This is a genomic window from Cyanobium sp. Lug-B, assembly GCF_024345635.1.
GTDB classification, from domain to species: domain Bacteria; phylum Cyanobacteriota; class Cyanobacteriia; order PCC-6307; family Cyanobiaceae; genus Cyanobium; species Cyanobium minutissimum.
This window is the reverse complement of record NZ_JAGQBM010000086.1, coordinates 1-10,264: the sequence shown is the minus strand read 5'-3', so window position 1 is coordinate 10,264 and position 10,264 is coordinate 1. Positions and strand designations below refer to the sequence as shown.

General features: G+C 71.5%; 9 protein-coding genes. 6 read left to right on the top strand and 3 right to left on the bottom strand.

What is annotated here, in order from left to right; genetic code table 11:
* On the top strand, positions 1-658 hold a 658-nt coding region (locus tag KBY81_RS15310), incomplete at its 5' end, for an N-acetylmuramoyl-L-alanine amidase (RefSeq protein ID WP_254976962.1).
* A 24-nt stretch (positions 659-682) separates the two neighbouring features.
* On the opposite strand, the gene KBY81_RS15305 is transcribed toward KBY81_RS15310, so the two are convergent.
* The gene (locus KBY81_RS15305; RefSeq protein ID WP_254976963.1) at positions 683-1,360 is read right to left on the bottom strand and encodes a helicase DnaB; all 678 of its coding nucleotides are present in this window, start codon (positions 1,358-1,360) and stop codon (positions 683-685) included.
* 416 nt (positions 1,361-1,776) lie between these two features.
* Between KBY81_RS15305 and KBY81_RS15300 the strand changes: the two genes are divergently transcribed.
* Genes KBY81_RS15300 through fghA form a run of 3 tightly spaced genes read left to right on the top strand, consistent with a single transcriptional unit; the run spans position 1,777 to position 5,385 of the window.
* The gene (locus KBY81_RS15300; protein ID WP_254976961.1) at positions 1,777-3,378 is read left to right on the top strand and encodes a glucose-6-phosphate isomerase; all 1,602 of its coding nucleotides are present in this window, start codon (positions 1,777-1,779) and stop codon (positions 3,376-3,378) included.
* Between the two features lie 19 nt (positions 3,379-3,397).
* Positions 3,398-4,510 carry an S-(hydroxymethyl)glutathione dehydrogenase/class III alcohol dehydrogenase gene (locus KBY81_RS15295; protein ID WP_254976960.1) on the top strand — a complete coding sequence of 371 codons (1,113 nt, stop codon included), beginning with the start codon at positions 3,398-3,400 and terminating at the stop codon, positions 4,508-4,510.
* Positions 4,511-4,542: 32 nt separating this feature from the next.
* Positions 4,543-5,385, top strand: a complete 843-nt coding sequence (gene fghA / locus KBY81_RS15290) for an S-formylglutathione hydrolase (RefSeq protein WP_254976959.1) — start codon at positions 4,543-4,545, stop codon at positions 5,383-5,385.
* 18 nt (positions 5,386-5,403) lie between these two features.
* Here the strand turns inward: fghA and leuS are convergent, their stop codons facing one another.
* A complete protein-coding gene (gene leuS / locus KBY81_RS15285) occupies positions 5,404-8,025 on the bottom strand; it encodes a leucine--tRNA ligase (RefSeq protein WP_254976958.1) in 2,622 nt (873 codons plus the stop codon).
* A 46-nt stretch (positions 8,026-8,071) separates the two neighbouring features.
* Positions 8,072-8,311, bottom strand: a complete 240-nt coding sequence (locus KBY81_RS15280; RefSeq protein ID WP_106220014.1) for an Hfq-related RNA-binding protein — start codon at positions 8,309-8,311, stop codon at positions 8,072-8,074.
* Positions 8,312-8,354: 43 nt separating this feature from the next.
* On the opposite strand from KBY81_RS15280, the gene dapF reads away from it, so the two are divergent.
* Positions 8,355-9,479: a diaminopimelate epimerase gene (dapF, locus tag KBY81_RS15275; protein ID WP_254976957.1), complete on the top strand. Its 1,125-nt coding sequence runs from the start codon at positions 8,355-8,357 to the stop codon at positions 9,477-9,479.
* Positions 9,460-10,264, top strand: an 805-nt coding sequence (locus KBY81_RS15270; RefSeq protein WP_254976956.1) for a cysteine desulfurase family protein, incomplete at its 3' end; no start/stop codon positions are given. The genes dapF and KBY81_RS15270, both read left to right, overlap by 20 nt.

The window sequence follows — 10,264 nt, the reverse complement described above, 5'->3', positions numbered from 1 at the left end:
CGCCTGGCGCGCCCCCCTGGGCGGGGCCTGCCAGGCCGACCCGGCCCTGCGCGCCCGCCTGGCGGGCCTGGCGGAGCGGCTCCGGTACGACACCGTCCGGCTGCGCATCGACCCGAGCAACTACGGCGAGCGCTTCCGCCGGGATGCCTTCGGCCAGACCCTCGACACCACCCCCCAGGTCGTCGTCCTGCACGAGACCGTCTTCGGCATCAACTCCGCGATCAACACCTTCATGACCCCCCATCCGCGGGACGAGGACCAGGTGAGCTACCACACCCTGATCGGCCTCGACGGCCAGGTGGTGGAGGCGTTGGACCCGGCCAAGCGGGCCTTCGGTGCCGGCAATTCCGCCTTCAACGGCCGCTGGGTGGTGACCAACCCGGAACTGGCCGGCTCGATCAACAACTTCGCCCTGCACCTCAGCCTGGAGACGCCCCTCGACGGCGAGAACCAGGACGCCAGCCACAGCGGCTACACGGCCGCCCAGTACGACGCTCTGGCGGTGGTGCTGGCCCGCTGGATGCGCCGCTACGGCATCCCCCCCAGCAACATCACCACCCACCAGCACGTGGATCTGGGCGGCGAACGGATGGATCCGCGCAGCTTCGACTGGCGGGAACTGCAGGTGCGCCTGGCCGCGCTGGGGGTGCTCTGCTGATCGGGGAGCGGCGAGGACCCGGACTCAGATCAGCGGACTGGTGATCGGCTTGCGGGTTCCGTAGAGCAGGGCGTGCAGCTCGGGGTCCTGCATGTAGCGCAGCACCCGCCCGGGGTAGTCCAGCTTGCCGTTGTGCAGGTAGGCCAGGGTGGCGATGGCCTTGGCATCGGCGGGGGAGGTGCTGGCCATCAGCAGGGCGTTGCCGGAGAGCCCCAGGGCCTGCTTCAGCCGCACGAATTTGCCCACCAGCAGCCGGACGTTGCGGTCGGGATCCAGCAGCTCCATGCGCGCCTCGTCGATCTGCTCCGGGGTGGCGTTGGCGGGCAGGAGGCCCTGCTTGACGAGCTCACCGACGCTCAGCTGGGCGGGGCCGTGGGTGTGGAACAGGCCGCTGCGGGCGGCGAGCGGCAGGTCTTCGCCGGGCTTGGCGTGCTGCAGCTCATCGAAGAGCACGGCGGTGACCAGCATCGGATTGATGTGGTGGCGGCGACTCTCGCTGAGGATCACCGGCCGCAGCTCCTCGAGCCGGCCGAGCGTGTGGCTGCGCAGGGGTTGCAGCTGGTCGATGCCCTCGGTGAACAGCTGGGCCAGCCGGGGCTGGGGGCCGTGGACGCCGAAGCGACGGTTGAGCTCCCGCAGTTCCTCGGGCGTGAAATCCACCGGATCGGGCCGCAGCCCTTCGCTGGTGGAGGGCGTGATCAGGGGGAAGGACCTGCCCTCGCGCCCACCATCGGTGAGCAGGAAGGAGCTGCGCAGCGCCACCTGGGGTTGGCGGCTCAGGGGAGCCAGGGCCAGCCCGGCGCCCGTCAGCAGCAACGCCAGCCGCAGTCCCTGGCGACGGAGGCCTCGGCGCCGCAGGCTGGGGCGCCGCAGGCGCGGCAGGGTCGTGACCGCCGGCCGGCGGCCGGAGCGTCGGGGCTTAGTTCCGGCGAGGCGGGACAGCAAGCGGAATGGCGCTCTCTTTAGATCAATTGTAACGAACACGGCCGGATTCTTCCCGCTCCGGGGGCGCTCCCGGAGCCGGCCCCGTGGTGGAAAGCCCGCATCCGCCGATCCGCTTGCCGAACATGGAGGCTGATGGATACGGTTCGGGGGCCCGTCACGGCGTCCCAGGAGCCATGTCCCCGCTGCCGCCGTTGAACGGCCAAGATTCCGCTGCCCTCTGGGAGCGATTCCGCCAGTTGCTCTGGCACGACCCTGATCTCTCCCTCTGGCTGGACGTGAGCCGGATGGCGCTGGAGGAGCAGGATCTCCAGGCCTTCGAGGCCCCCTTCGCCCGCGCCTTCGCCGCCATGGAGGCCCTGGAGGCCGGGGCCATCGCCAACGCCGACGAGGGCCGCCAGGTCGGCCACTACTGGTTGCGGGCACCGGAACTGGCCCCTGATCCGGCGGTGGCCGCCGCCATCGCCGCGGAGGTGGACCGCCTCGAAGCCTTCGGCCGGGATGTGCTGGCCGGGACGGTCACGGCCCCCGGCGGCCGGCCCTTCACCGATGTGCTCTGGATCGGCATCGGCGGTTCCGGCCTGGGCCCCCTGCTGATGCTCCGGGCCTTGGAACGCCAGGGGGTGGGACTGCCGTTCCACTTCTTCGACAACGTCGATCCCGACGGCATGGCCCGCACCCTGGCCGGCCTGGCCGACCGGCTCACCACCACGCTGGTGATCGTGGTCAGCAAGTCGGGGGGCACCCCCGAACCCCATCTGGGCATGTTGCAGGCCCGGGCCCGGGTGCTGGCCGCCGGCGGCGACTGGAGCGCCCAGGCGGTGGCCATCACCATGGGCGGCAGTCACCTGGATCAGGAGGCCAAGGCGGCCGGCTGGCTGCGGCGCTTCGACATGTTCGACTGGGTGGGCGGACGCACCAGCATCACCAGTGCCGTCGGCCTGCTGCCCGCCGCCCTGATCGGCGCCGACCTGCGCGGTTTCCTCGAGGGGGCCGCCGCCATGGACCGCCTCACGCGGGTGCCCGACCTGCGCGCCAACCCCGCCGCCCTGCTGGCCGCCTCCTGGCATGTGGCCGGCGGCGGCCAGGGGCGCCGCGACATGGTGGTGCTCCCCTACCGGGACCGGCTGGAGGTGTTCAGCCGCTACCTGCAGCAGCTGGTGATGGAGTCCCTGGGCAAGCGGCTCGACCGCGACGGTGTTGTGGTGCACCAGGGGCTGGCCGTCTACGGCAACAAGGGCTCCACTGACCAGCACGCCTACGTGCAGCAGCTGCGGGACGGCCTCGACAACTTCTTCGTCACCTTCATCGAGGTGCTGGAGGACCCGGCGGAGATCCCCACGATCGACGGCGAATGCCCCGCCGATTTCCTCGAGGGGTTCCTGCAGGGCACCCGCGCCGCCCTGGCCGAGCAGGCCCGCCAGAGCATCACCATCACCCTGGGCCGCTTCGACGCCCGGGGCCTCGGCGCCCTGATCGGCCTGTTCGAGCGGGCGGTGGGGCTGTACGGGGAACTGGTCAACGTCAACGCCTACCACCAGCCCGGGGTGGAGGCGGGCAAGAAGGCGGCCGCCGGGATCCTGGCCCTGCAAAGCCGGGTGGAGGCCCTGCTCGCCGATGGCCAGCCCCGCTCCCTGGCGGCCATCGGTGCGGAGCTGGAGCTGGACGCCGTGGAGCCGGTGTTCTGGCTGCTGCGCCACCTCTGTGCCAACAACCGCGGCTATGGGGCGAAAGGCGACTGGGGGCAGCCCGACGGGCTGGTCTTCCAGCACACTTGAGGGACCTTCCCCCTTGAGCATGGTCCGATCCCGCGCCGCGGTCGCCTGGGCCGCCGGTCAGCCCCTGGAGATCACCGAGATCGATGTGGAGGGCCCCCGAACCGGCGAGGTGCTGCTGCGGGTGGTGGCCACCGGCGTGTGCCACACCGATGCCTTCACCCTTTCCGGCGCCGACCCCGAGGGGATCTTCCCGGCGGTGCTCGGCCACGAGGGCGGGGCGGTGGTGGTGGAGGTGGGCCCCGGGGTGACCTCCCTGGCGGTGGGCGACCACGTCATCCCCCTCTACACGCCCGAGTGCCGCTCCTGCCGCTTCTGCCTATCCGGCAAGACCAACCTCTGCCAGGCGATCCGCGCCACCCAGGGCCGGGGCCTGATGCCGGACGGCAGCAGCCGCTTCTCCAGGAACGGCCAGCCGATCTTCCACTACATGGGCACCTCCACCTTCTCCGAATACACGGTGGTGCCTGAGATCGCGGTGGCGAAGATCGCCCCGGAGGCGCCGCTGGAGAAGGTCTGCCTGCTGGGCTGCGGCGTCACCACCGGCATCGGCGCCGTGCTCAACACCGCCAAGGTGGAGCCCGGCAGCAGCGTGGCCGTCTTCGGCCTGGGCGGCATAGGTCTGGCGGTGATCATCGGGGCGGTGATGGCCGGGGCCGAACGGATCATCGGCATCGACACCAACCCCGACAAGTTCGCCATCGCCGGCCAGCTCGGCGCCACCGAGTGCCTCGATCCCAAGGCCTTCGACGCCCCTATCCAGGAGGTGGTGATCGATCGCACCGACGGCGGCGTGGACTACTCGTTCGAGTGCATCGGCAACGTCCAGGTGATGCGCGCCGCCCTGGAGTGCTGCCACAAGGGCTGGGGAGAATCCACGATCATCGGCGTGGCCGGGGCGGGCCAGGAGATCGCCACCCGGCCGTTCCAGCTGGTGACAGGCCGGGTGTGGCGGGGTTCCGCCTTCGGCGGCGTGCGGGGTCGCAGTGAGCTGCCGGGCTATGTCGATCGCTTCCAGCAGGGGGAGATCCCGCTGGACACCTTCATCACCCACACCATGGGACTGGAGGACATCAACCGGGCCTTCGATCTGATGCACGCCGGCCAGAGCATCCGCTCGGTGATCCACTTCTGACCCCCCCTGCGACCCCGGAGGCCGGCGTCCCCATGCTCGAGCTGCTCAGCGAGAACCGCAGCTTCGGCGGTCTGCACCGCCGCTACCGCCACCCGTCCTCAGCCCTGAACGGCCCGGCGACCCTGGCGGTGTACCTGCCACCCCGGGCCCTGGCCGGGGAACGGGTGCCCGCCCTCTACTGGCTCTCAGGCCTCACCTGCACCGACGAGAACGTGATGCAGAAGGGCGGCGCCCATCGCCTCGCCGCCGAGCTCGGCCTGGCCCTGGTGGCACCCGACACCAGCCCCAGGGGAGCGGAGGTGCCCACCGATCCCGATGGCGGCTGGGATCTGGGCCAGGGGGCCGGCTTCTACGTCGATGCCACCCAGGCCCCCTGGGATCGCCACTACCGGATGCATGCCTACGTGGTGGAGGAGCTGCCTGCCCTGCTGGAAGCGGAGTTGCCCCTGAGCGAGGTCCGCGGCATCAGCGGCCACTCCATGGGGGGCCATGGCGCCCTGGTGGCGGCCCTGCGGCACCCGGGCCGCTACCGCTCCGTGTCCGCCTTCGCCCCGATCTGCCATCCTTCCGCCTGCCCCTGGGGCCAGAAGGCCTTCGGGGCCTACCTGGGCCCCGATCCGCAGGCCTGGGCCGCCTGGGACGCCACCCTGCTGCTGCCGGCTGCCGCGGAGCGGCTGCCCCTGCTGGTGGATCAGGGCAGCGCCGACCCCTTCCTCGAGACGCAACTCCGGCCCGCCGACCTGGCGGCGGCGGCCGAGGCCGCAGGCCACCCCCTGGAGCTGCGCCTCCAGGAGGGCTACGACCACAGCTACTTCTTCATCGCCAGCTTCATCGACGACCACCTGCGCCACCATGCCGCCGCCCTGCGGGCCTGAGGCCCGCGAAGGTGGGCCTCAGGGCACCAGGTTGACCAGCTTGCCGGGCACCACGATCACCCGCCGCGGCGGCTGACCCTCCAGCCAGCGCTGGGCCACCTCGCTTTCCAGGGCGAGGCGCTCCAGGGTCGCCGCATCGGCGTCGGCCGGCACCTCCAGGCTGCCGCGCATCTTGCCCTTCACCTGGATCACCAGGGGGATGGTGTCGCGCACCAGGGCCGCCGGATCGACGGCGGGCCACCGCTGGCAATGGACGCTCGCCCCGGCGCTGATGAACTGGCCGTCCCCGTGGCCGCTGAGCTTCTGCCAGAGCTCCTCGGCCAGGTGGGGCGCGAACGGCGCCAGCAGGATCAGCAGGGTGGCGAGGGCCTCGGTGGCCACCGCCGGAGCGGCCCCCTCGAGGTGGGCCGCCAGGGCGTTGCTGAGTTTCATCAGCTCGGAGACGGCGGTGTTGAGCTGGAGCTCCCCTTCCAGGTCTTCGCTGATGGCGGCGATGGCGGTGTGCACGGCCCGGCGCAGCTCCCGTTCGCCGTCGCTGAGCGAAGCGGGGTCGGGCGCCGGCTGGGGGGCGTCAGGTGCGGGCAGCCGCAGCCCGCGGCCATGGGCCCCGTCCACCAGGCGCCACAGACGCTGCAGGAAGCGGTACTGGCCCTCCACGTCGGCGTCGTCCCACTCCAGATCCTTCTCCGGAGGCGCCTTGAACAGGATGAACATCCGGGCCGTGTCGGCCCCGTAGCGATCGATCACCACCGCCGGATCGACGCCGTTGTGCTTCGACTTGGACATCTTCTCGTAGAAGACCTCCAGCACCTCGCCGCTGACGGGATCGCGCGGGTCGCTGGGGTCGGCCACCTGGGCCGGGGCGACGTACTGGCCGGTCTGGGGATTGCGGTAGGTGATGCCCTGCACCATGCCCTGGGTGAGCAGGCGGGCGAAGGGTTCGGAGAAGCCCAGCAGGCCCCGGTCCCGCAGCACCTTGGTGAAGAAGCGGGAATAGAGCAGGTGCAGGATGGCGTGCTCGATGCCGCCCACGTACTGGTCGACGGGCAACCAGCGGTCGACGGCATCGCGCCCGAACGGCCGCTGGTCGTTGTGGGGATCGCTGTAGCGCAGGTAGTACCAGGACGAACACATGAAGGTGTCCATGGTGTCGGTCTCCCGCTTGGCGGGGGCGCCGCAGCTGGGGCAGGGCACGTTCACCCACGACGCCAGCTTGGCCAGGGGGGTCCCCCCCTTGCCGCTCAGGGGGATGTCTCGGGGCAGTTCCACCGGCAGCTGGTCGTCGGGGACGGGCACCACGCCACAGCTGTCGCAGTGGATCACGGGAATGGGGCAGCCCCAGTAGCGCTGGCGGGAGATCAGCCAGTCCCGCAGGCGGTACTGCACCCGTCCCTGGCCCCAGCCCTGCTCCTCGGCCCAGGTGACGATGGCCGACTTCGCCTCGGCGCTGGTCAGGCCGTCGAAGCAACCGGAGCCGATCAGCACGCCGGCTTCGGTCCAGGCCTGGCCCTCGTAGGCGTGGGGATCGGACCCCTCGGGGATCACCACCCGCCTGACGGGAAGCTCGTACTGCCGGGCGAAGGCGAAGTCGCGCTGGTCATGGGCCGGCACCCCCATGACGGCGCCGGTGCCGTAGTCGGCCAGCACGTAATCGGCGATCCAGACGGGGATGCGTTCACCGCTGGCGGGATTGCGGGCCCAGGCGCCGATCGGCACGCCCCGCTTGGGCCGGTCCTCGGCCGTCCGCTCCTGCTCGCTCTGGCGGCTGACCAGATCGCAGAAGGCGGTCACCGAGAGGCGGCAGTCGTCGGTGGTGAGTTGGGCCACCAGGGGGTGGTCCGGAGCCAGCACCACATAGGTGGCCCCGTGGATCGTGTCGGGCCGGGTGGTGAAGACGGTGATGGCGGCACCGCTCTCGGTGCTGAAGGTCAGCTCGGCACCGAGGGAGCGGCCGATCCAGTTGGCCTGCATGGTGCGCACCCGCTCCGGCCAGCCCTCCAGGGTGGGGAGATCGTCGAGCAGGGCATCGGCGTAGGCGGTGATCTTCAGGAACCACTGGCGCAGACGGCGCTTCTCCACCTGGGCACCGGAGCGCCAGGAGCGCCCCTCCGCATCCACCTGCTCATTGGCGAGCACCGTCTGGTCGATCGGGTCCCAGTTGACGGTCGCCTCCTTGCGGTAGGCCAGGCCCGCATCCAGGAACTGCAGGAACAGCCACTGGGTCCAGCGGTAGTAATCGGTGTGGCAGGTGGCCACCTCCCGGTCCCAGTCGATCGAGAGGCCCAGCCGCTTGAGCTGGTCCCGCATCTGGGCGATGTTGCGGTCGGTCCAGTCCCCCGGATCGACGCCCCGCTCGATGGCGGCGTTCTCCGCCGGCAGACCGAAGGCGTCCCAGCCCATGGGATGGAGCACCTGCCGTCCCCGCAGGCGGGCCGCCCGGGCGATCACGTCCGTGATGACGTAATTGCGGACGTGGCCCATGTGCAGGCTCCCCGACGGGTAGGGGAACATCGAAAGGGCGTAGTAGGTGTCGTCGGCGTCCCCGGTCTGTTCCGGGGTGGCGTGCAGTCCCAGCTGCTCCCACTGCAGCTGCCAGCGCTGCTCGATCGCTTCGGGCCGGTAGCGGGAGGGATCAGTCACGGGCCAATGGGAATGGGAGTGATCGTGTCACAGCCCATGGAAAGGCTCAGCTGAGGGCGCGCAGCGATGCCACGGCGGCCAGGCTGATCAGCAGCAGCGGCGTGCCGGGTTCGGTGCTCATCGCCAGGAAATGGCTGTCCTGCCAGCGGATGATGCCATCGAACTCCTTGCCGGAGAGCAGGACGACGTTCACCGGGGTGCGGATGCGGATCAGCTCCTGGACGTGGCGCACACTGGGCAGGGTGGTGTCGAGCCTGGGTCCCCGTCGCTCAAAGAAACTCTGCATAGGATCGACCCCAACCTCCAGGACTCACGGAACGGTGCTTCAGGTGCTCCAATTCAGCAAATACCAGGGTCTGGGAAATGACTTCTTGCTCCTGGACGGGCGCAGCTTAGAGGATCCTGAGGACTTGTTCGGCCTCACCCCCGAGCGGGTGCAGCGGCTCTGCGACCGCCGCTTCGGGGTCGGCGGGGATGGGGTGATCCTGGCTCTGCCGCCCCGAGAGGGCGGCGAGCTGCGCATGCGGATCTTCAACGCCGATGGCACCGAGCCGGAGATGTGCGGCAACGGCATCCGCTGTCTGGCCCGCTTCCTGGCGGACAGCGACGGCGACGAGGCGCCGCGGAGCTGGGAGATCGAGACCCTCGCCGGTCGCATCGTGCCGGCACTCGCAGAGGACGGTCGCATCCGCGTCGACATGGGCCCGCCGTTCCTGACGCCCGAGACCGTGCCCACCACCCTGGCGGTGGGCGAGCAGGGGCTGCCGGTGGGCGAGCTGGAGGTGCTGGGCCAGCGCCTGGCGGTGGCGGCCGCCGGCATGGGCAATCCCCACGCCGTCGTGCCCGTCGCCGATGTGGCGGCGATCGATCTGGAGGGCCTCGGTGCCGCCCTGGAGGTGCACGGGGCCTTCCCGGCCCGCACCAATGTCCACTTCGTCCAGGTGCTCGCCCCCGACCATCTGGTGATGCGGGTCTGGGAGCGGGGGGCGGGCCCCACCCTGGCCTGCGGCACCGGCGCCTGCGCCACCCTGGTGGCCTGCCATCGGCTCGGCCTGGCCGCCCGCCACGCCCGCCTGGATCTGCCGGGGGGGCCCCTGGAGATCCACTGGGACGAAGCCAGCGGCCATGTCTTCATGACCGGTCCGGCCGAAGCGGTGTTTGACGGGGTCGTGGCCCCATCGCTGTTCGGCGAGGAGGAGGACATGCCCCCCGCCCCGGCGATGGCACCGCCAACCGCCAGCCCGGCCCAGGCGGGGGATGGCGCCATTGACTGCGCCACCGCCTGCGTCAACGGCTGCCTGCGCCCGGAGGCCTGCCCCAGCGCCGAAGCCCGGGCCCGCGTCACGGCCCTGCTGGAGGGGCGCTCCCTCGACGATCTGGTGGCCCTGGCCGGCGAATCCCTGGAATCCCGCACCCGGGGCCGCCTCTCCCGCGATGCCCCCGGCGCTCCCTGAGGCCGTCGGGGCCGGAGCCCCGCCGCGGGAGATCTACCTCGATGCCTGCGCCACCGCCCCCCCGGCCGCAGCGGTGCTCGAGGCCATGGATCGGGCCCACCGCGAGGCCTGGTCCAACCCCTCCAGCCTCCATGGCCCCGGCCTGGCGGCGGCGGAGCGGCTGGAGCGCGACCGCCAGGCGATCGCCGCGAGCCTGGGCTGCGGCGGCGATGAACTGGTGCTCCTCTCCGGGGGGAGCGAAGCGATCCACACCGCCCTGGTGGGCTCCGACGGACCGCTGGAAGCCGGTCGGGTGCTGCTCTCGGCGGTGGAGCACCCCGCCAGCTACGCCGCCGCCGCCGCGTTGGCGCGCCGGGGCTGGGACGTGCAGCTCCTGCCGGTGGATCGCCGCGGCGTGGTCGACCTGGAGATCCTGCGCAGCCTGCTGACGCCGCCGACCCGGCTGGTGTCAGTCCTCTGGGGCCAGAGCGAGGTGGGCACCCTGCAGCCGATCGAGGCGATCGGGGCGCTCTGCCGCCAGGCGGGCGTGCGGTTCCATGTCGATGCGGTGCAGGTGGTGGGGCACCGCCGGGTCGCCTTCAGCCGGCTGCCGGTGGACCTGCTCAGCTGCGCGGCCCACAAGTTGCAGGGTCCCCGCGGGGTGGGGGCCCTGCTGGTGCGGCGCGGCGTCCGGCTCGAACCGTTGATCGGCGGCGCCCAGGAGGGGGGCCGTCGCGGCGGCACCGAGCCGGTGGCCCTGGTGGCCGGCTTCGCGGCGGCCCTCGAGCTGGCCGACCGGCGCCTGG